Origin of the sequence: Pararhizobium sp., from assembly GCF_035497515.1 — a bacterium.
Lineage (GTDB): Bacteria > Pseudomonadota > Alphaproteobacteria > Rhizobiales > Rhizobiaceae > Pararhizobium.
In genome coordinates this window covers 1-20,151 of sequence record NZ_DATJDJ010000076.1, presented here as the reverse complement: position 1 = coordinate 20,151, position 20,151 = coordinate 1, and the positions used below count along the sequence as shown (strand labels likewise).

The 20,151-nt window shown below is 62.0% G+C and carries 18 protein-coding genes; 7 read left to right on the top strand and 11 right to left on the bottom strand.

The genetic code is table 11. From position 1 onward, the window contains the following. Positions 1-15: 15 nt before the first annotated feature. Together VL202_RS08600 and VL202_RS08595 are read right to left on the bottom strand one after the other, a co-directional pair. On the bottom strand, positions 16-1,938 hold the full coding sequence (locus VL202_RS08600; protein ID WP_325463712.1) for an autotransporter assembly complex family protein: 1,923 nt from the start codon (positions 1,936-1,938) through the stop codon (positions 16-18). Between the two features lie 268 nt (positions 1,939-2,206). Next, entirely contained in the window at positions 2,207-2,461 is a 255-nt protein-coding gene (locus VL202_RS08595) for a YMGG-like glycine zipper-containing protein (protein ID WP_325463711.1), read from the bottom strand. Positions 2,462-2,665: 204 nt separating this feature from the next. On the opposite strand from VL202_RS08595, the gene VL202_RS08590 reads away from it, so the two are divergent. The 6 genes from VL202_RS08590 (at position 2,666) to VL202_RS08565 (ending at position 9,338) form a co-directional block, all read left to right on the top strand. Further along, positions 2,666-2,812: a hypothetical protein gene (locus VL202_RS08590; protein ID WP_325463710.1), complete on the top strand. Its 147-nt coding sequence runs from the start codon at positions 2,666-2,668 to the stop codon at positions 2,810-2,812. A 109-nt stretch (positions 2,813-2,921) separates the two neighbouring features. Then, complete coding sequence (locus VL202_RS08585; protein WP_062577539.1) at positions 2,922-3,410, top strand: (2Fe-2S)-binding protein; 489 nt, start codon at positions 2,922-2,924, stop codon at positions 3,408-3,410. 117 nt (positions 3,411-3,527) lie between these two features. Beyond that, complete coding sequence (locus VL202_RS08580) at positions 3,528-5,876, top strand: xanthine dehydrogenase family protein molybdopterin-binding subunit (RefSeq protein ID WP_325463709.1); 2,349 nt, start codon at positions 3,528-3,530, stop codon at positions 5,874-5,876. A gap of 14 nt (positions 5,877-5,890) precedes the next feature. After that, the gene (locus VL202_RS08575) at positions 5,891-6,688 is read left to right on the top strand and encodes a xanthine dehydrogenase family protein subunit M (RefSeq protein WP_325463708.1); all 798 of its coding nucleotides are present in this window, start codon (positions 5,891-5,893) and stop codon (positions 6,686-6,688) included. Positions 6,689-6,912: 224 nt separating this feature from the next. Beyond that, the gene (hemA, locus tag VL202_RS08570) at positions 6,913-8,130 is read left to right on the top strand and encodes a 5-aminolevulinate synthase (protein ID WP_325463707.1); all 1,218 of its coding nucleotides are present in this window, start codon (positions 6,913-6,915) and stop codon (positions 8,128-8,130) included. An 89-nt stretch (positions 8,131-8,219) separates the two neighbouring features. After that, on the top strand, positions 8,220-9,338 hold the full coding sequence (locus VL202_RS08565; RefSeq protein WP_325463706.1) for a serine hydrolase domain-containing protein: 1,119 nt from the start codon (positions 8,220-8,222) through the stop codon (positions 9,336-9,338). Between the two features lie 2 nt (positions 9,339-9,340). On the opposite strand, the gene dxr is transcribed toward VL202_RS08565, so the two are convergent. Beyond that, positions 9,341-10,534, bottom strand: coding sequence for a 1-deoxy-D-xylulose-5-phosphate reductoisomerase (dxr, locus tag VL202_RS08560; RefSeq protein ID WP_325463705.1), 1,194 nt, complete (start codon positions 10,532-10,534; stop codon positions 9,341-9,343). Between the two features lie 171 nt (positions 10,535-10,705). Here dxr and VL202_RS08555 point away from each other — a divergent pair, with 171 nt between their 5' ends. After that, positions 10,706-11,122, top strand: a complete 417-nt coding sequence (locus VL202_RS08555; RefSeq protein WP_325463704.1) for an META domain-containing protein — start codon at positions 10,706-10,708, stop codon at positions 11,120-11,122. Positions 11,123-11,142: 20 nt separating this feature from the next. Here the strand turns inward: VL202_RS08555 and VL202_RS08550 are convergent, their stop codons facing one another. The 8 genes from VL202_RS08550 to VL202_RS08515 form a co-directional block, all read right to left on the bottom strand. Next, positions 11,143-11,355: a hypothetical protein gene (locus VL202_RS08550; RefSeq protein WP_325463703.1), complete on the bottom strand. Its 213-nt coding sequence runs from the start codon at positions 11,353-11,355 to the stop codon at positions 11,143-11,145. 185 nt (positions 11,356-11,540) lie between these two features. Beyond that, positions 11,541-11,672, bottom strand: a complete 132-nt coding sequence (locus tag VL202_RS08545) for a hypothetical protein (RefSeq protein ID WP_325463702.1) — start codon at positions 11,670-11,672, stop codon at positions 11,541-11,543. Positions 11,673-11,751: 79 nt separating this feature from the next. Continuing rightward, positions 11,752-12,072, bottom strand: a complete 321-nt coding sequence (locus VL202_RS08540) for a hypothetical protein (RefSeq protein WP_325463701.1) — start codon at positions 12,070-12,072, stop codon at positions 11,752-11,754. Continuing rightward, complete coding sequence (gene cysG / locus VL202_RS08535) at positions 12,069-13,562, bottom strand: siroheme synthase CysG (protein ID WP_325463700.1); 1,494 nt, start codon at positions 13,560-13,562, stop codon at positions 12,069-12,071. Before cysG ends, VL202_RS08540 begins: the two co-directional genes overlap by 4 nt. Then, positions 13,534-16,191 (bottom strand): molybdopterin-dependent oxidoreductase, encoded by a 2,658-nt coding sequence (locus VL202_RS08530; protein ID WP_325463699.1) that lies wholly within the window; start codon positions 16,189-16,191, stop codon positions 13,534-13,536. The genes cysG and VL202_RS08530 overlap by 29 nt, the downstream gene beginning before the upstream one ends. 212 nt (positions 16,192-16,403) lie before the next feature. Further along, entirely contained in the window at positions 16,404-16,739 is a 336-nt protein-coding gene (nirD, locus tag VL202_RS08525) for a nitrite reductase small subunit NirD (RefSeq protein WP_325463726.1), read from the bottom strand. 5 nt (positions 16,740-16,744) lie between these two features. Then, entirely contained in the window at positions 16,745-19,195 is a 2,451-nt protein-coding gene (gene nirB / locus VL202_RS08520) for a nitrite reductase large subunit NirB (protein ID WP_325463698.1), read from the bottom strand. 5 nt (positions 19,196-19,200) lie between these two features. Further along, positions 19,201-20,151, bottom strand: a 951-nt coding sequence (locus tag VL202_RS08515) for an ABC transporter ATP-binding protein (RefSeq protein ID WP_325463697.1), incomplete at its 5' end; no start/stop codon positions are given.

The following is a 20,151-nucleotide window of genomic DNA, read 5'->3' as shown; positions in this document are numbered from 1 at the left end:
CGATTGCGCCTGCAATCAGAAGGATTGGCCGATGCCGGCATAAATTCCGTATTTCGTGCCGTCGGGATAGGCGTTGAGCGGCAGGGCGACATCCAGCCGGATCGGTCCGAACGGCGTGTTGTAGCGCAGCCCGAGGCCGGCGCCGGCGCGCAGATCCGAAAAGTCGGGCGCGGTCTTCGCCGATACCGTACCGACATCGATGAAAGGCACGAGGCCAATCTTTTCGGTGATGCCGATACGCGCCTCCACCGTGGCGTTCACGTATGATCGTCCGCCAAGGATTTCATCGTCGCCGTTGCGCGGGCTGATCTCCTGGTAGGAATAGCCGCGCACCGTGCCACCGCCGCCGAGATAAAAGCGCCGGTTGGCCGGAATGGAAGCCAGGCCATCGCCGCCAGCGAGAACCCCGACGCCGAGCCTGCCGGCCAGCACGACACGGTTTTCCTCGCCGAGGCCCAGATAGGCAGAGGCCGAGCCCTCGAAGGAACTGAAGAACGCCTGACCGTTGATCTCGTAGCTCGGCTTGGCGTTGATCGAGGCGCGGTAGCCTTCCGTCGGGTTTAGCTTGTTGTCGCGCGTGTCGCGGATATATTCGATCGGAATCGACGCCGTCAGATATTCGTTCGTGCCGAACGCATCCTCGACATCGGCCCACTGCAATTCCCCGCCGGCGGAAATCGTGTCGGTTTCCGACAGTTCGGCGGTGACGCCCGCGGCGCCTGTAAAGATCGTCGCCTTGTAGGCGTCGGGATCGAGAAGCTGCGCCTTCAGGCTGGCATTGAAAGTGGTGGTCGGGCCGAAGGCGCCGGGCTTGGCGAAGATGAGGCCAGCAGAATAGTCGAGGCTGCCGACATCGGTGGTTTCGCCGATGCGGCTGACGGAGCCCTCGAGACGCAGGGATTCCGCCCGGCCGAACAGGTTGCGATGACCCCAATAGCCCTGGATGCCGAAACCGTCCGTCGTCGAATATTGCGCGCCGGCGCCGACATAGCGATGCTTGCCTTCCGAGACCTCGATCGTCATCGGGATCGTCCCATCGGGCGCCAGAACCGTGGCTTCCTTGATGGTGATGCTGGAAAATACGCCGAGCTGGCGCAGCCGTTCGGAAGCCTTGCGAATTTCCTCGGGCGAATAGAGATCGCCACCGTTCAGCCGCGAATATTCCGCGACGAATTCCGGATCGACCGTCTTGGTGCCGGTGACGGAAACAGCACCGACCGGTGCGACCGGCCCGCCCTCGGCCGCGATGATGACATCGACCGTATTGGTGGCGTGATCGGCGACGACGCTACGATCGGTGAGCCTGGCCAGCGGCCGGCCTTCTTCCTTCAGGTCCTCGACGACCTTCTCGCCGGCCTTGATGATCAGGGTCGAATCCGCCCGGTTGCCCGGTTTCAGATATTCATCCGGCCGCTTGCCGACAGCGTCGCCCTTCAGCACGACCTCGCCGAGGGTGAAAACCGGGCCGGGCGTGACCGTGATCTCGACGGGAACGGGGGCGTCGTTCGGGAAAACGGGATCCGGCGGCAGGGTGTCGATGTCCTGGCCGTTGACCTTGACCGTGACGACGCCGCCATAACGCGCCTGTTCGTAGAGAGCGGCCAGCAGGCGGTCGCGATCGTCGCGCGCCTTGATGGCGAGGCCCAGGTTTCCGGAAACGGGTTCTTCCTTGTCCTGGAAAAGACGGGAACTGTTTTCCAGCACGTCCTTCAAATCATCGTCACCGGATTTCTCCGTCAGCGTCAGACTGTAGTTGACGGGATCGACGACCGGATTTTTCTCTTCCTCGTTCTCAAAGAAGCGCATGCCGAAAATCTTGAAGGCATAGGCGTTGGAAGCGGAAAGCGGCCCGCACGCGACCAGAGCCGCGACCGCAAAAGCAGTGCCAACCTTCCGATACGCAGCACCCACGATCGGCAGACGCATTCGTTTCCGCATTCGCTGTCCAGGCTACTTTCAACATCTGCCCGCCGTCATGGCGAGAGTACTATTGCTTGAAAGGGTTGCCCCTTGATGAACGGCGACCCTACACAGCATTGTCCCGTTGATGAAGACGCAGAGCCGGATTTTGTCGAAAATGGAGGCAACTGTGACGTGTCGGAAACAAAAACCCCGGCTTGTACCGGGGTCCTGTCGTGCTTTCGCAACCATCACGAAAAGAATCCCGGCAATATCGGGCCGGGTCGGTTGCAGCCTGGGAACTATATCACGGGCAGTCGCTGATATAACGGCGACCGTAGCGGTCCCGGTAGTAGCACTGGCCGGGCTGTTCCGAGACATGGCCGATGACCGCGCCGGAAACGCCGCCGATCGCCGCGCCGACGGCTGCGCCGCGGACGTCACCGGTGATAGCGCCGCCGATGATGGCGCCGGAGACGGCGCCGATACCTGCGCCCTTTTCAGTCTGCGTGCAGCTCGCGACGGATAAAGCGAGCAGCACGAGCACGATGGCCTTCTTCATTGGTTCTCCAATCTGGACGCGGACGATTTTTGGAGTTCGCCGCTGTCCGTTTCTCCCCTTGAGGCGGAGGTTGGTCGGTTCAGGCCACCCTCCAGTCGAACTTGCAATTTCGAAGATAAATGGCTGTCTGTGAAAGTCTACAGATATCCTGAAAAATCCCCGTGATCACAAGAGAATGGCATTCAACCTGAATGGAAGCTGAAGGTGCTGTTCCCTGCGTCACACAGCGACGCCATTGTGGTCGGTGGGATGCGGATTTTTGAAATCGGGCAGATTTTTCAAACCAAGATGAAAGTACCGGTTGCGGCGATCCGAAAAAAGACAAATGATGCAAGTGCCGTAGCGCTTTGAGGAGAAGGCCCTGTGGTGAAGGCATGAAAGTTGACGCGGTTCTGTCGCGGAACGAGTTTATCTGCCCGACAGCCGCTCGTGTTGGCACGACCAACCTCGGAGGAACGAGATGGCAAAAGTGAAAATGACGGTCAACGGCCGGCAGGTCGGGTCCGAATGTGAGGACCGCACTCTTCTGGTGCATTTCCTGCGGGAAAACCTGGCGCTGACCGGAACACATGTCGGCTGCGACACCACGCAATGCGGCGCCTGCGTCGTCCATATGGACGGCCGGTCGGTGAAAAGCTGCACCATCCTTGCCGCACAGGCTGCGGGCTCGACGATCACGACGATCGAGGGGCTGGCCGGTGGTGGTGACCTTCATCCCGTGCAGGCGGCCTTCAAGGCCAATCACGGCCTGCAATGCGGCTTCTGCACGCCCGGCATGGTGATGACCGCCGTCGACATGATTCGCCGTCATGGTGCCAATCTCGATGAAGCCACCGTCCGCGCCGAACTCGACGGTAATATCTGTCGATGCACCGGCTACCACAATATCGTCAAATCGATCCTCGCCGCAGCCGCCGAAATGGGTGGTGTGCAGCAGGCGGCGGAATAGGTGAGTGAATCGGGAGCAGCGAATAGCGAATAGTTGGCCGCAGCGCGGCCCTTCGCTTTCGAACTCTCCTATTCGCTACTCACCGTTCGCTATTCGCTAGATCTCTGGGAGATGACAATGGGTGCTGAAGGTATTGGCGCAAGCGTTGCGCGCAAGGAAGACAAGCGGTTCCTCACCGGCAAGGGTCGGTATACGGATGACATGAGCGTTCCGGGCATGAAATATGCGTTCTTCGTGCGCAGTCCATACGCCCATGCGAGAATCAAGAGCATCGATCTGTCGGCTGCCAAGGACATGCCTGGCGTCATCGATATCCTCGAAGGCAGGCAACTGCAGGCGGATGCGATCGGCAATATCATCTGCGGCTGGATGATCCATTCCAAGGACGGCTCGCCGATGAAGATGGGCGCCTGGCGGCCCCTCGCATATGAGACCGTGCGCTATGTCGGCGATGCGGTCGCGATCGTCGTCGCCGATACGCTCGGCGAGGCGCGGGATGCCGCCGAAGCGGTGGTGGTCGACTATGACGTGCTTCCGGCCGTCACCGAAGCGGTCAAGGCGCTCGAGGCCGGCCAGCCGCAGATCCATCCCGAAGCACCGAACAACCTTATCTTCGACTGGCAGATCGGCGACGGCGCGGCGGCCGACAAGGCGATTGCCGAGGCGGCCCATGTTACCGAGATCAAGATCCACAACAACCGGCTGGCCCCCAATCCGATGGAGCCGCGCGCCACGCTCGGCATCTATGACAGTGCCGAGGATCACTATACCTGCTACACCACCAGCCAGAACCCGCATGTGGCGCGTCTGGTGATGAGCGCCTTCTACAATGTCGCGCCGGAAAACAAGCTGCGTGTCATCGCCCCGGATGTCGGCGGCGGCTTCGGCTCGAAGATCTACATCTATCCGGAAGAGATCGTCTGTCTCTGGGCGTCGAAGAAGACCGGCGTGCCGGTGAAGTGGACCTGCGACCGCACCGAGGCGTTCCTGACTGATGCTCATGGCCGCGATCATGTCTCGACGGTGAAGATGGCCTTCGACAAGGACAACCGCGTCACCGGCCTGAAGGTCGATACGATCGCCAATCTCGGCGCCTATATGTCGCTGTTTTCCTCGGCGGTGCCGACCTATCTCTATGCGACGCTTCTGTCCGGCCAATACGCCATTCCGGCGATCCATGCCAATGTGCGCACCGTCTATACCAATACCGTGCCGGTCGATGCCTATCGCGGAGCAGGACGGCCGGAAGCGACCTATCTGCTGGAGCGGACGATGGAGACGGCGGCGCGCGAACTGGGCGTATCTCCGGCTGAACTCAGGCGAAAGAATTTCGTCCGGACCTTTCCCTACCAGACGCCGGTGATCATGAACTACGATGCCGGCGACTACGAGGCGTCGCTGGAAGCCGCCATGGCGTCGGCCGACTGGAACGGCTTTGCCGCCCGCAAGGCGGAGGCGGCGGGGCGTGGCATGAAGCGCGGTATCGGCATGAGTTGCTATATCGAGGCCTGCGGCATTGCGCCTTCGGCAGCGGTCGGCTCGCTCGGTGCCGGTGTCGGCCTGTGGGAATCGGCCGAGGTTCGCGTCAATGCGGTCGGCACGATCGAGGTCATGACCGGCTCGCACAGCCATGGCCAGGGTCACGAGACGACCTTTGCCCAGCTGATTTCCGATCGGTTCGGCATTCCGATCGACAATGTCAACATCGTCCACGGTGATACCGACAAGGTGCAGATGGGCATGGGCACCTATGGCTCGCGCTCGGGCGCCGTCGGTATGTCGGCGGTGGTCAAGGCGCTCGACAAGGTGGAGGCCAAGGCCAAGAAGATCGCCGCCCACCTGATGGAAGCCGACGAAAGCGACATCGTCATCGAGAATGGCGAGCTGAAGGTGGCCGGTACCGACAAGATGCTGCCCTGGTTCCAAGTGGCGCTGGCCGCCTATACCGCCCACAATCTTCCCGCCGGCATGGAGCCGGGGTTGAAGGAGGGCGCTTTCTACGATCCGTCCAACTTCACCTTCCCGGCCGGCTGCTACATCTGCGAGGTCGAGATCGATCCGGAAACGGGCACGACCGAGATCGTCCAGTTCGTCGCGGCCGATGATTTCGGCAATATCATCAATCCGATGATCGTCGAGGGCCAGGTGCATGGCGGTATTGCGCAGGGGATCGGCCAGGCGCTTCTGGAAAACGTGCACTACGATCCGCAGAACGGCCAGCTGATCACCGCAAGCTACATGGATTACGCCATGCCACGCGCCGACGACCTGCCGTCCTTCAAGCTGTCGCACCAGAACACGCCGTGTCCATCCAACCCGCTGGGCATCAAGGGCTGCGGTGAGGCGGGGGCGATCGGATCGCCGCCGGCACTGATGAATGCCATCACCGACGCCATCGGCAACAATGACCTGACCATGCCGGCGACGCCGCAAAAGGTCTGGTCCGCGATCAACGCCGCCAACTGAACGAGGAGAAAACCATGTACGCGACCAATTACCATCGTGCATCATCGGTTCAGGATGCCGTCAAATTGAAATCAGGCTCGGATGAGGGCAAGTATCTCTCCGGCGGCATGACGCTGATCGCGACGATGAAACAGCGTCTCGCTTCCCCGAGTGACCTCGTCGACCTCCGGCATATCCCGGACCTCAAGGGGATCTCGGTGAATGGCCGGTCCGTGCGGATCGGTGCGGCGACGACGCATTACGACGTCGCGACATCGGCCGAGCTGAAGGCCGTCTGTCCGGCGATCTGCGATCTCGCCCACCATATCGGCGACCCGCATGTCCGCCACATGGGCACGATCGGCGGATCGGTGGCCAACAACGACCCGGCGGCTGACTATCCAGCGGCACTTTTGGCGCTCGATGCCGTCGTCGTCACCAATGCCCGCGAGATCAAGGCGGGCGATTTCTTCACCGGCCTGTTCGATACGGCATTGGAGGAGGGCGAGATCATTGTTGCAGTTACCTTCGATGCTCCGGAAAAGGCGGCCTACGCGAAATTCCGCAATCCGGCATCCCGCTACGCCATGACCGGCGTGTTCGTCGCCAAGCAGGACAATGGCGATGTGCGGACAGCGGTGACCGGTGCCGGTGCCGATGGCGTGTTCCGTCACGAAGGTATGGAGGCGGCGCTTGCCGGCAACTGGTCGCCGGATGCGCTTGCCGGTGTGACGGTCGATCCGTCCGATCTGCTCTCGGACATCCATGCCAGTTCGGAGTATCGCGCCAATCTCGTAAAAGTGATGGCCAAGCGCGCGGTTGCGGCGGCGTAAGGCTTTTCCGTATTATTTTTGAAACAGAATATAGGGACGGGGAGACCCGTCCTTTCTTCTAGCGACTTGACTCAAATCATATCGGATGGAATGAAAACCGGTAAGGATAGTTTGGAACTGTTCAAAATTAGGGGCCTTTTGCCGCACGTGGCCGCGATCACCCTCGCAGAGGTTGACGCAGCCGGTCTTTGGATCAAAAAGACGGCAAGGTTCTGGAGACGATGATGGATTTCGAAAGTTTCTTCAAAGGCGAGCTGGACGGTCTGCACCAGGAAGGCCGCTATCGCGTGTTCGCCGATCTGGAGCGCCAGCGCGGGCAATTCCCCAAGGCGACCCGTTATAATGCGGCCGGCGAAAAGCAGGACGTTACCGTCTGGTGTTCCAACGACTATCTCGGCATGGGCCAGCATCCCAAGGTCACCGAGGCGATGAAACTCGCCATCGACCAGTGTGGCGCGGGTGCGGGAGGCACCCGGAATATTTCTGGCACCAACCATTACCACGTTCTTCTCGAGTGCGAACTCGCCGACCTGCACGGCAAGGAATCGGCTCTGCTGTTTACATCCGGCTATGTGTCCAACTGGGCAGCACTCGGAACGCTCTGTTCGAAGATTCCCGGTGTGATCGTCTTTTCAGACGCCGGCAACCACGCATCGATGATCGAAGGCATCCGCCATTCCAAGTGCGAGCGGGTGATCTTCAAGCACAATTCCGTTGCCGATCTCGAAGCCAAGCTGAAGGCCGCCGATCCGCGTGCGCCGAAGCTGATCGCGTTCGAATCCGTCTATTCGATGGACGGCGATATCGCGCCGATCAAGGAAATCTGCGATCTCGCCGACCAGTACGGCGCGATGACCTATCTTGATGAGGTCCATGCCGTCGGCATGTACGGCCCGCGCGGTGGTGGCATTGCCGAACGCGAAGGCCTGATGCACCGACTGACGGTGATCGAAGGTACGCTTGGCAAGGCCTTCGGCGTCATGGGCGGCTATATCGCCGCGTCGACGGCGCTGTGTGATTTCATCCGCTCCTTCGCTTCCGGCTTTATCTTCACGACTGCCCTGCCGCCGGCGCTGGCTGCCGGTGCTGTTGCCTCGATCCGGCATCTGAAGGAAAGCCAGGTCGAACGCTTCGCCCATCAGGAACGGGTTCGCCGCCTGCGCAACCTTCTCGACAAGAACGGCATTCCGCACCTGAACAATCCGAGCCATATCGTGCCGGTGATCGTCGGCGATGCCTCCAAGTGCAAGTGGATCTCGGACCTGCTGCTCGACAATTGTGGCGTCTATGTCCAGCCGATCAACTATCCGACGGTGCCGAAGAAGACCGAGCGCCTGCGCATCACACCGACGCCACTGCATTCGGATGCCGATATCGACCATCTGGTCGGCGCGCTGCATCAGCTCTGGTCGCGCTGCGCACTCGCAAGGGCCGTCGCCTGATCTGTGCTCCCAAACGGGCTTGAAATCGAAATGCGGATCGTCGAGAGATGGTCCGCATTTTGTTTTGAAACCTGCTTTGGAGCCCGGCCATGACTATCCAACACAGGCTGAACGCGGTCATCGACGAGGCTCTGCAGTCCGGCCGGATTACCGGAACCGTGGTTCTCGCTTTCCAGCATGGTCAGCCGATCTTTCGCCGCGCGGCGGGCTTTGCCGATCGCGAAGCCGGAAAGCCGGTTGCTTTCGACACGATCTTTCGCCTGGCATCGGTTACCAAGCCGATCGTTGCGGCGACGGCCCTGGCGATGATCGACCGAGGGCTGATGAGCCTGTCGGATCGTGTCTCGGGATATCTGCCCTGGTTCCAGCCGAAGACGCCCGATGGTGAAGTAGCCGAAATCACGATCCATCATCTGCTTACACATACGTCGGGACTGACTTACGATCCAGCGCTCGAACATCTGCCGGCGGACCTCGCCGTCAATTGCGGCCTGTCGAACACAAATCTCGATTTCGAGGACAATTTCAACCGCTTGAACCACCTGCCATTGGCCTTCACGCCTGGCGCGCAGTGGAACTACTCGATCGCCACCGATATCCTCGGCGCGGTGATTGCCGCCGTCAGCGGAACAAGCCTCGAAGACGCCGTGGTCGAACATATCGCCGCGCCGCTCGGTATGGCCGATACGCGCTTTCATGTGACCGATATCGAGCGGCTGGCGACGCCCTATGCCGACGGCAATCCCGTGGCGATCCGCATGCCTGATCCCTATTTTCCCAATGGCGACGCGGAGTGGTCGGTCGGTTTCTCGCCGTCGCGAATCTTCAATCCGAAGGCATACCAGTCCGCCGGCGCCGGCATGGCCGGAACGGCGGATGATATCATGACCTTTCTCGAAACCCTGCGGCAGGGCGGCAAGGGCCTGATGGCGGCGGAAACGGCTGCGATGGGCATGAGCAACCGGATCGGCGACCTGCGCTCGGATCCCGGCTGCGGTTTCGGCTATTTCGGCGCCGTCGTGCTGGAACCGTGGGAGGCGATGAGCCCGCAATCGGCGGGCACCGTCCGCTGGGGCGGCGTTTACGGCCACAACTGGTTCATCGATCCCGCCCACGAATTGACGGTGCTGAATATGACCAACAATGCCGTCGAGGGCTGCATGGGGCAATTTCCCGATCGCATCATGCGGGCCGTCTACGAAGGATAACTTCAGGCCGCGGCCGCGGTCTGCTCGACGCGTTGCCGGGCGATCCGCCGGGCTTCCTCGTCGGCGAGAAAGACATCGTCCATCGTCGTTGCTGCGGGCATGTGGGAGAGTGCATCCATCACCGCTTCGGTGATTTCGGCCATCTGCAGGAAGCCGACATGGCCGCCGATGAAGGCTTCGAGCGCCACTTCCTTGGCGCCGTTGAGGATGGCACCCTGGGCGCCGCCGCGTTCCATCGCCAGCCGCGCCAGCCGCAAGGCGGGAAAACGCTCCTCGTCCGGAGCCTCGAAATCCAGCCGCGACAGCTTGGCGAAATCCAGCCGCTGCACGTCGAGCTGTGGCCGGGCAGGGTGTGAAAGGGCATAGCCGATCGCCGTGCGCATATCCGGACAACCCAGTTGCGCCAGCACCGAGCCGTCACTGTAGCCGACCATGGAATGGATGATCGACTGCGGGTGGACGATGACCTCGATCTGGTCCGGGCGCATGCGGAACAGGTGCTTCGCCTCGATCATTTCCAGCGCCTTGTTGAACATCGAGGCGCTGTCGATGGAGATCTTCAGTCCCATCGACCAGTTGGGATGGGCACGGGCGGTCGCGGCGGTGACATCGCGCATCTCCGCCAGCGTCGACGTGCGGAACGGGCCGCCGGATGCGGTCAGGATGATGCGTTCGACGGCATGGCGCTGATGTTCTTCCAGCACCTGGTAGATGGCATTGTGTTCGCTGTCGACCGGCAGCAGCTTGCCGCCGCCTTCGGCGACCGCGCTGATGAAAAGGTCGCCGGCGGAGACGAGGCATTCCTTGTTGGCGAGCGCGATATCGGCGCCGCGACGGGCTGCGGCGAGCGTGGGGGCAAGGCCGGCGGTGCCGACAATGGCTGCCATGACCCAGCCGGCATTGCGTTCGGCCGCCTCGATCAGACCATTGCGGCCGGCGGCGATCTCGATACCGGTGCCGGCGAGGGCCGCCTTCAGGATTTCATACTGGCCTTCATCCGCCGTCACGGCGAGTTCCGCGCCGAAGGATTTTGCCTGTTCGGCCAGAAGATCGATATTGCCGTTGCCGGTCAGGGCGGCGATCTCGAACCGGTCGCGCCCGCCAAGCTGCCTGACCACGTCGAGCGTGTTGGTGCCGATCGAGCCCGTCGAGCCGAGGATCGTCAAGCGGCGTTTATCGTTGGCGCCGGAGGTCATGGCCAAATCCCGTTGTTCTTCTTCTCTTGAGCTAGGCTCTATAGGTGAAAGCGGATGTCAACAAGGGTGGCTTCGAACAAGGGGGAGGCGATAGGGTCGCAGGGTGCGAATCAAAAGCGGTGATCACAAGGGTCATTGATCACAGGGGCATTCGCCGGAAAGGATGTCTTCGTGCTGAAATTTGCGCTGTTCCTCGGCTGCGGCTGCGTGCTGATCGATCCGGCCTCGGTATCGATGGTGGCGGCCGGTTCGGTGCCGCCAGCGCTGGTTGGCCGGTGGCTGGTCGAGGATATCGGCGGCGGCGGCGTCATCGATTTCCTGCAGACGACGCTGGAGATCAACGACGACGGCACCTATGCCGGTTTTGCCGGCTGCAACAGTTATACGGGAACGTTCGGGCTTTCCGGCGACGAGATCAGCTTTTCGCCGCCTGGCGCGACGCGCAAGATCTGCGTACCCGCAGTCATGGACCAGGAAGGCAAGTTCTTCGAAGTGCTGAAGCGCGGGCTGTCCTGGAAGGTGGACGACACCAAGCTCTTCCTGGCGGGACCGAATGCGAAGATCGGCCTTCGGCTCGTCGCGAATTAGACCTGCGCGGTTGGCGAGGATCAGGATTTTTCGTCCAGTGCTTTCAGCGTGCGCTTAAGCAATTCCGCCTCGTCCCACACGCCGTGACGGTAGAGCGTCAGCACCAGAGCTGCCACCGGGTTGTTGGCATCACTGTCGGCGGAAATCTTGCGGGCCTTCTTCGCGGTCTCGAACACCCGCTGGCACAGCTCCACATGGTGTGGAAGCATTGGTTCGTTTCGCCATTGCTTCATATGCTATTCCCCATCCTATCATAAAATACTTCTATCCCACGCATCGAGGGAGCTGGCTGTCAGCTCCATCCTCCGAAAAATGTGCCCTTCGGCGCTTCACGGGGATTCGGAGGCGATACGGGTGGCTTTCGAATGTGGCAATTTTCCAACGAAGCAATATTTGTTTGGCAGGCGGCGGCTCTGGATCATGTTGGCTGGGTGACCGCCGCGGGATCGAGTATGGGAACCTCCGCATTGAGATCGTTCTCGGCATATTTGATCGCGAGGATACTGAGAATGGATCCCACAATCACCACGAAGACAGCACGCATGGCCATTCGCATTCCACGATTCCCTGTTCAAGCATCCGTGCAAACGTGCGGATGGACAGGTTGTTCCGCTAAGCCTTCTAGCGGCTCAGTGCGTCGCGCTTAAAACGACGTAGGCGAGCAGACTGCAGCTTGCCATTGCCATGCGGACCGAAGCGCCCGCCTGACTGCGGCCGAGAAGCACTGCGAATGCCAGCCCGAGCGCGATAGTCACGATGCCGGTGAGCATGTCATTGGCGACAAAAGCCAGGGCTGAGGCGGAAAGGCAGACAGTGCTGGCAAGCGTCGTGGCCGATGACATGAGGATCGTATTATCGGTCGCTTGCGAGAAGATCGTCCGGAACCGGCTCCAGCTGCAGGCGATGGCGAGGCTGAGGAAAAGCATGGCGAGGATTTGGGTCTGCATCATACGGCACGCCGTTCGATAAAGGGGAAAGTGTCCAGCGAGGTCTCGGCGCTCTGGCGGGCTTCGGAGAAGACGGTGCCGACACCGATCAGCACGGGATTGTCGACGCCGATGCATTCCACAGCATCGGCAAGGCTGTCGAGTGTCCCGACCCAGCGCGATTCGTTGGCGCGGGTGATTGCGCTGACGACGACAGTGGGCGTCTGTCCGTCCATGCCCGCAGTCTGCAGCCGGGTCTGGATCTGGCCGGCGGTCCGGCCGCCCATGTAGAAGATCGTCGTGGTCGCCGCTTCGGCCAGGCTCTGCCAGTCGAGATTGGTTGGCAGGTGTCCGGAGCGCGAATGACCAGTGACGAAACGGACGGCCTGCGCATGGTCGCGGTGGGTCAGCGAAACGCCCAGCCGTGCGGCCATGGCGCTGGCCGAGGTGATGCCGGGCACGATATCAACAGGAATGCCTGCCTTTTCCAGGCAGGCGATTTCCTCGCCGGCGCGGCCGAAAATCATCGGATCGCCCGATTTCAGTCGGACGACGCGCTTGCCGGCCTTGGCAAGCGAAACCATCATGGCGTTGATGTTTTCCTGCTTGCAGCTGGTACGGCCGCCGCGCTTCCCAACCAGCATCCGCTTGGCTTCTCGGCGGGCAAGCTCCAGCACTTCGTCGGAGACGAGATCGTCGAACAGGATGACGTCGGCAGCCTGCAGGGCACGGACCGCCTTGAGCGTCAAAAGCTCCGCATCGCCCGGCCCGGCGCCGACGAGTGTCACGCGGCCGGTGGAAACCTTGGCCGATGTTTCAATGCGACCGGCGGCGGAGAGGAGATTGTCTTCGGTACCGGCTTCTGGGGCAGGCCCGAAGGCGCGATCGACGAATTTTTCCCAGAAGGCGCGGCGTGGTGCGCCGGGGCTGATCCGGGCATTGACCTTGTCGCGGATGGCATGTGCCAGCGATGCCCATGATGTCAGCGAGGGTGGCAGCAGCGTTTCGATGCGGCGGCGGATCGCCTGGGCCAGGATTGGGGCAGCGCCGTCGGTGGAGATGGCGACGACGACGGGTGAACGATTGACGATCGAGCCGAACTGGAACTGGCAGTATTTTGGCTTGTCGATGATATTGACAGGAACGCCGGCCTTGCAGGCGGCTTCATGGAAGGTGGCTGCGGCTTGATCATCCGCGCAGTCCGCAACAGCGATCGCGGCACCGTCGAAGACCTTTGGCGACCAGGATGCGTCGTGATGAATGAGCCGACCTTCGCCTGATCCGCTGTCGCGGGCGATGAGACCGGCGAAACTCTCGCTCAATTCATCTGCGTAGACATGGACGTGAGCGCCGCAGGCGGCCAGCAATTCCGCCTTCCAGGCTGCGGCGTCCGATCCGCCCGAGACGATGACGCGCTTTCCTTCGAGCGCCCAGAAGACCGGAAGCTTGGCGAGAGGCGCCATGCGGGCGGGCGCGGCATTGCGGTCACTCGGCAGCAGCTGCAAGACATCCATCGATGATCCCCCTGATTTCCGCGCGGCAGGAGCCGCAATTGGTTCCGGCATTGGTTTCCTTGCCGATTGCCTCGACGCTGCGACAGCCGCCCCGAACGGCCGCGATGATCTGGTTGACGCCGACACTGAGGCAGGAGCAGACGGTGGCGCCGGGATCCGTGTGGCCGGCGCCGGGACGACCGGCAACGACCGCGAAACGCTTGGCCATTTCCGAATGCGACGCGGTGAGTTGTTCAATAGCCCAATTGCGGGCGACGGCGACGGGCTGGCGGGCGATGAAGAGGGCGGCCAGCAGGCGGTCGCCGTCGAAGAAGGCAAGGCGCAGATCGCCGGACTGCGCGTCGGCATAACCGAGCGGCTCGATATGGTCGGGGATATCGAACCGAGCTCGACACCAGATGGTCCAGTCCTGCGGCGCAGTGTCGAAGGCAAGCTCCAGCCGCCAGCCGCCTTCCGCTCTCGCCATTGCCCAATAGGCGCTGCCCGGGTGTTCGGGCTTGGCGGCGGAGACGGCGAAGCCGTAATGCGAAACCGGAAAGCGACGTGCGGCGACCGCGACGTTCTTCGAGGCGGGCTGGCCGGAGACGGGGTCGGTGAGTGGGGCGACGACGACGTCGATCCGCGCCTTGGCGGCAAACTGGTCGTTCCAGTGCATCGGCACGAACAGGCTGCCGCGCGCCTGCCGGTCGGTGACAAGCGCGCGCACCACGGCCTTGCCATAGGGGCTTTCGATCTCGACGAGTGCGGCGCTGGCGACACCCATTTCCATCGCATCGCGCGGATGGATCTCGGCGAAGGGCTCGGCGATATGAGCGGAAAGCCGTGCGCTCTTTCCGGTGCGCGTCATCGTGTGCCACTGGTCGCGGATGCGGCCCGTATTGAGCGTGAACGGGAAATCGGGATTGGTGCGGTCGGAAACCGGTGCGCTGACCGCGATGAAACGGGCCTTGCCGTCGGTGTGGTAGAAGCCACCTTCGCCGAAGAATCGGGTGACCCGCGGCGCCTCATGTTGCGGTTGCGGCCACTGGAACGGCGTCAGCGCATCATAGGTGGCGGGCGCGATCCGCGCATGGGCGCCGATATCGAAATCTCGGCTGCCGCCGTTTTCGAAGGCGGAGAGTGCGGCATGTTCAGCGAAGATATTTGCCACGGATGGAAAGGAAAACGCATCGGAAAAACCCATGCGGCGTCCGACTTCGGCCATCTGCCACCAGTCTGCCTTCGCTTCACCGGGCACGGCGAGAAAATTGCGCTGGCGCGAAACGCGGCGCTCGGAATTGGTGACGGTGCCGTCCTTTTCGCCCCAACCGAGGGAGGGGAGAAGCACATGGGCATATCGTGTCGTATCGGTCTTCTGCAGGACATCCGAAACCACGACGAAGGGGCAGGCGGCGATTGCGGCTGCGACGGCGTCGGCATCCGGCATCGAAACGACGGGGTTGGTCGCCATGATCCACAGGGCCTTGATGCGCCCGTCGGCGACCGCGCGGAACATGTCGACGGCCTTGAGGCCCGGCTTGCGGGCAATGGTGGGTGACGCCCAGAAACGCTGGACGCGGTCGCAATCCACCGGGTTTTCGATCGCCATATGGGCAGCGAGCATGTTGGAGAGACCGCCGACTTCGCGTCCGCCCATCGCATTCGGCTGGCCGGTCAGGGAGAACGGTCCCATGCCGGGGCGGCCAATGCGTCCCGTTGCCAGATGGCAGTTGATGATGGCACTGACCTTGTCGGTGCCCGACGCGGACTGATTGACGCCCTGGCTGTAGCAGGTGACCACCTTTTCGGTTTCCTCGAACAGCCGGTAGAACTGCCGCAACTGCATCGACGGCAGGCCGGTGAGTTCCATAATGTCGGTGATGCTCCGGGATGAGGCGGCCGCGAAAGCTTCGGCAAAACCGCTGGTGTGGCGGCCAATATAGTTCTGGTCGATCGCGGCGGTGCCGGCGAGATGGGCGAGCAGGCCCATGAACAGCGCCACGTCGCCATCCGGACGGATCGCCAGATGCAGGTCGGCGATATCGGCGGTCATTGTCCGGCGCGGATCGATGACGACGATCTTCATGGACGGCCGGGCGGCCTTTGCTGCAGCAAGACGCTGGTAGATGACCGGGTGGCACCAGGCGAGATTGGAGCCGGTGAGGATAACGAGGTCGGCAAGCTCGATATCCTGGTAGGTGCCGGGAACCGTATCCGCCCCGAAGGCGCGGCGATGGCCGGCGACGGACGAGGACATGCAGAGCCGCGAATTGGTGTCGATATTGGCCGAGCCGATAAAACCCTTCATCAGCTTGTTGGCGACGTAATAATCTTCTGTCAGTAACTGGCCGGAAACGTAGAAGGCGACCGAATCCGGGCCGTGCTCGGCGATGGTTTCAGAAAAGCGGGAGGCCACGAGATCGAGTGCCTCGTCCCAGCCGGCTCTCTGTCCGTCGATCTGAGGGGCGAGGATGCGTCCGTCGAGATCGATGGTTTCGGCGAGCGCCGAGCCCTTGGAACAGAGCCGTCCGAAATTGGCGGGGTGATCGGGATCACCCTTGACGCTGACTGTGCCGTTGTCATCGATTTTGGCGATGACGCCGCAGCCGACGCCGCAATAGGGGCAGGTGGTCCTGGTTTCAGTGGACATGGGCCGCGTCCCCAATCTGCATTTCGAGGGCGGCGCGCGCTACCCCCCTGTGTCCCTCCGGGACATCCCTCCCACAAGGGGGGAGATTGACCGCCAAAATCCCGCGTCCCTCACCTTTGATCTGGCGAGGGAAAGGAATGATCTCCCCCCTTGTGGAGGAGATGGCGGCGAAGCTGACAGAGTGGGGTATCACCACGAGCTCCGTCATGCGCCTACTCCGCCGCCATCATCAGGCTTTCCAATGCGATGGAGAGCGTGCCGTTGTCATTGCGCACCCGGATCGTGCGGACCTCGCCCTGATCCGCGCCGAGTGCCTTGCCGGTTTCGAGCGAGATGACCCAGTTATGCAGCGGGCAGGTGACCGCCGTGCCGTGGACGATGCCCTGGCTGAGCGGGCCACCCTTGTGGGGGCAGTGATCCTCGATGGCGAAGACCTCGTTTTCTCCGGTGCGAAATATGGCGATCTTGCCTTGCGGGGTCTTGACGCAACGCGCGCCGCGCAGCGGGATGTCGGAAATGTCGCCGATTGCGATCCAGTTCATGTCCATCGTCATCACTCCGCAGCCTCCGGATAACCGACCGTCGCCATCGGCCGGAATTCATGCTTGTCCTTGCCGGAGACGCGCTCCGACCAGGGATCGACCTGTGCGAATGTCTGGGAAAAGACGAAACGGTCGTAATAGGCCTGGCGCTTCCCGGCATCGCCGATGATCTGGCGGCGGATCTCGTCGAGACCAACGCGCTTTGCCCATTTGTAAATGCGCTCGAGATAACGGCCCTGTTCGCGGTACATCTGGGTCAGCGCCACGATATGCTGCAGCGCCTCGTCCTCGGTCTTGACCAGGCCGAGCACTTCCGTGCCCTTGATGTCGAGACCGGCGGCGCCGGCGAAGTGGATTTCGAAGCCACTGTCGACGCAGATGACGCCGATGTCCTTGCAGGTTGCCTCGGCGCAATTGCGCGGACAGCCGGAGACCGCCAGCTTCAATTTGGCCGGTGTCCACGAACCCCACATGAATTTCTCGATGCGGATGCCGAGCCCGGTGGAATCCTGCGTGCCGAAACGGCACCAGTCGGAACCGACACAGGTTTTTACCGTGCGCAGGCCCTTGGCATAGGCCTGGCCGGAGATGAAGCCGGCCTTGCCGAGATCGGCCCAGACGGCCGGCAGGTCGTCCTTCTCGATGCCGAGCAGGTCGATGCGCTGGCCCCCGGTGACCTTGACCAGCGGGATTTCGAACTTGTCGACGACATCGGCGATCGCCCTGAGTTCGCCCGCATTGGTGACGCCGCCCCACATGCGCGGAACGACCGAATAGGTGCCGTCCTTCTGGATATTGGCGTGGACGCGTTCGTTGATGAAGCGGGACTGGTAGTCGTCGGCATATTCATCCGGCCAGTCGCAGACGAGATAATAGTTGAGTGCCGGGCGGCACTTGGCGCAGCCGCAGGAGGTCTTCCATTCCAGCTCCTGCATGACCGCCGGAATGGTTTTCAGCCCCTTGGCCTTGATCAGGCGGCGGACATCGTCATGGCCCAGATCGGTGCACTTGCACATCGGCTGGACAGCGGCCGGATTGTAGGCGTCGCCGAGCGTGATGGTCATCAATTGCTCGACCAGGCCGGTGCAGGAGCCGCAGGAGGCGGAAGCCTTGGTGTGGGCACGGACATCGTCCAGCGAGGTCAGGCCCTTGGAGGTAATCGTCGAGGTGATCGTGCCCTTGCAGACGCCGTTGCAGCCGCAGATTTCCGCATCATCCGGCAAGGCTGCAACGGCCGCCATAGGGTCCAGCGGCGACCCTCCCTGGTAGGCCTGTCCGAAGATGAGCGTTTCGCGCATCTCGGAAATATCGGTGGCTTTCTTCTTCAGGTCGTTGAACCAGGCGCCATCGGAGGTTTCGCCGTAAAGCACGGTGCCGATAATGCGGTTGTCCTTCAGCACCAGCCGCTTGTAGACGCCGGCGGTGGCGTCGCGCAGCACGATTTCCTCACGGTCGTCGCCGTCGGCAAAGTCGCCGAGGGAGAAGAGGTTGATGCCGGTGACCTTGAGCTTGGTCGGCGTGTCGGAATGGGCAAAGGCTGGCGAGCGGTCGCCTGCAAGGTGCGAGGCGGCGATGCGGGCCATTTCGTAAAGAGGCGCGACGAGGCCATAGACCATGCCATCGACCTCGGCACATTCGCCGAGCGCCAGGATATCGCCATCCGAGGTCTGCATGCCGGCATCGACGACGATGCCGCGATTGACGGCAAGGCCGGCTTCCCTGGCGATGTTGGCATTCGGCCGGATGCCGACTGCCATGACAACGAGCGTCGCCGGGATGATCGTGCCATTGTCGAGTTCGATACCCTCGACCTTGCCATTGCCGATGATCGCCTTGGTGTTGGCCTTGCAGATGACCTTGATGCCGCGTTCCTCGACGGCTTTCTGCAAGAGATAGCCTGCCGCCGGATCAAGCTGGCGTTCCATCAGTGTCGGCATGACGTGAAGCACGGTCACGTCCATGCCGCGCGAGGCAAGACCCGCTGCCGCTTCCAGCCCAAGCAGGCCACCGCCGATGACGATGGCCTTTTCGCGCGACTGGGCCGCCAGCAGCATGGCTTGCACGTCGTCGAGATCGCGGTAGGTGATGACGCCGGGCAGATCCTTGCCGGGCACCGGAATGATGAAGGGCACGGAGCCGGTGGCGATCACCAGCTTGTCGTAGCTTTCGGTGACGCCGTGGTCGGAGGTGACGGTCTTCGCCGCCCGGTCGATGGCGACGATCCTGTGGCCTTTATAGAGCGTGATGCCGTGCTTGATATACCAGCCGTCGCCATGGATGACGATTTCCTCATAGCTCTTTTCACCCGACAGCACCGGGGAGAGCATGATGCGGTCGTAGTTGACGCGCGGCTCGGCGTTGAAGATCGTGACGCTATACTGCCCGGGCGCTTTCTCAAGCAGATGCTCCAGCATGCGCCCGGGCGCCATGCCATTGCCGATGACGACGAGTTTTTGGGTCATGTCGGTTACTCCGCAGCTGTTCTGGGAAGGGCGCTGCCAGTCTCTTCGAGACGGGCGGCGCGCTTCTGCCGGATGGTTTCGAGGCGTTCGGGCGAAGGATTGGCGCCGCCTTCATAGGCTTCGAGGAAATCGATGAGTTCTTCGCGGTAGGCGTAGTAGTCGCGATGGGCGAGCAGGGCCTTGCGGCTGCGCGGGCGCGGCAGATGCACGTCCATGATGTTGCCGATGCGGGCATTGGGGCCGTTCGACATCATCACCACGCGGTCGGCGAGCAGGATCGCTTCGTCAACGTCATGGGTCACGCAGATGGCCGTCACCTTGGTGCGGGCCCAGACGTCCATCAGGACTTCCTGCAGTTCCCAGCGTGTCAGGCTGTCGAGCATGCCGAAGGGTTCGTCGAGCAGAAGAAGCTTGGGAGACAGGGCAAAGGCGCGCGCGATGCCGACGCGCTGCTTCATCCCGTTCGACAGGTCGGCGGCGACGCGGTGCATGGAATCACCCAGGCCAACCTTCTCCAGATAATATTCGACAATGTCCTTGCGTTCCGCCGGAGAAGCGGTCGGATAGACACGATCGACGCCGAGAGCGACGTTTTCACGCGCCGTCAGCCAGGGCATCAGCGAGGGGGACTGGAACACGACGGCCCGGTCGGGTCCGGCGCCGGAGATTTCCTTGCCGTCGAGGATGATACCCCCGCCGGAGATCGAGTTCAGGCCGGCCGCCATCGACAGGACGGTCGACTTGCCGCAGCCGGAATGGCCGATGACCGAGATGAATTCGCCCTTGTTGATCTTGAGATCGAAGCCATCGACGACCGTGAGCGGCCCCTTGGGCGTGGCGTAGGTCTTGCGAACCTGCGAAAACTCGACAAATCGCCGTTCGACCACGGTGCGGGCAGCGCGTTCGTAAGCGGCCGGTAGCTTGTCCTTTACCGGCTTCTGGGTGATCGGAATGAC

Coding starts and splice junctions, on each gene's coding strand:
- VL202_RS08600 (WP_325463712.1), bottom strand. CDS start 1,938: ATGCGGAAACGAATGCGTCTGCCGATCGTGGGTGCTGCGTATCGGAAG.
- VL202_RS08595 (WP_325463711.1), bottom strand. CDS start 2,461: ATGAAGAAGGCCATCGTGCTCGTGCTGCTCGCTTTATCCGTCGCGAGC.
- VL202_RS08585 (WP_062577539.1), top strand. CDS start 2,922: ATGGCAAAAGTGAAAATGACGGTCAACGGCCGGCAGGTCGGGTCCGAA.
- VL202_RS08580 (WP_325463709.1), top strand. CDS start 3,528: ATGGGTGCTGAAGGTATTGGCGCAAGCGTTGCGCGCAAGGAAGACAAG.
- VL202_RS08575 (WP_325463708.1), top strand. CDS start 5,891: ATGTACGCGACCAATTACCATCGTGCATCATCGGTTCAGGATGCCGTC.
- hemA (WP_325463707.1), top strand. CDS start 6,913: ATGGATTTCGAAAGTTTCTTCAAAGGCGAGCTGGACGGTCTGCACCAG.
- VL202_RS08565 (WP_325463706.1), top strand. CDS start 8,220: ATGACTATCCAACACAGGCTGAACGCGGTCATCGACGAGGCTCTGCAG.
- dxr (WP_325463705.1), bottom strand. CDS start 10,534: ATGACCTCCGGCGCCAACGATAAACGCCGCTTGACGATCCTCGGCTCG.
- VL202_RS08550 (WP_325463703.1), bottom strand. CDS start 11,355: ATGAAGCAATGGCGAAACGAACCAATGCTTCCACACCATGTGGAGCTG.
- VL202_RS08545 (WP_325463702.1), bottom strand. CDS start 11,672: ATGGCCATGCGTGCTGTCTTCGTGGTGATTGTGGGATCCATTCTCAGT.
- VL202_RS08540 (WP_325463701.1), bottom strand. CDS start 12,072: ATGATGCAGACCCAAATCCTCGCCATGCTTTTCCTCAGCCTCGCCATC.
- cysG (WP_325463700.1), bottom strand. CDS start 13,562: ATGGATGTCTTGCAGCTGCTGCCGAGTGACCGCAATGCCGCGCCCGCC.
- VL202_RS08530 (WP_325463699.1), bottom strand. CDS start 16,191: ATGTCCACTGAAACCAGGACCACCTGCCCCTATTGCGGCGTCGGCTGC.
- nirD (WP_325463726.1), bottom strand. CDS start 16,739: ATGGACATGAACTGGATCGCAATCGGCGACATTTCCGACATCCCGCTG.
- nirB (WP_325463698.1), bottom strand. CDS start 19,195: ATGACCCAAAAACTCGTCGTCATCGGCAATGGCATGGCGCCCGGGCGC.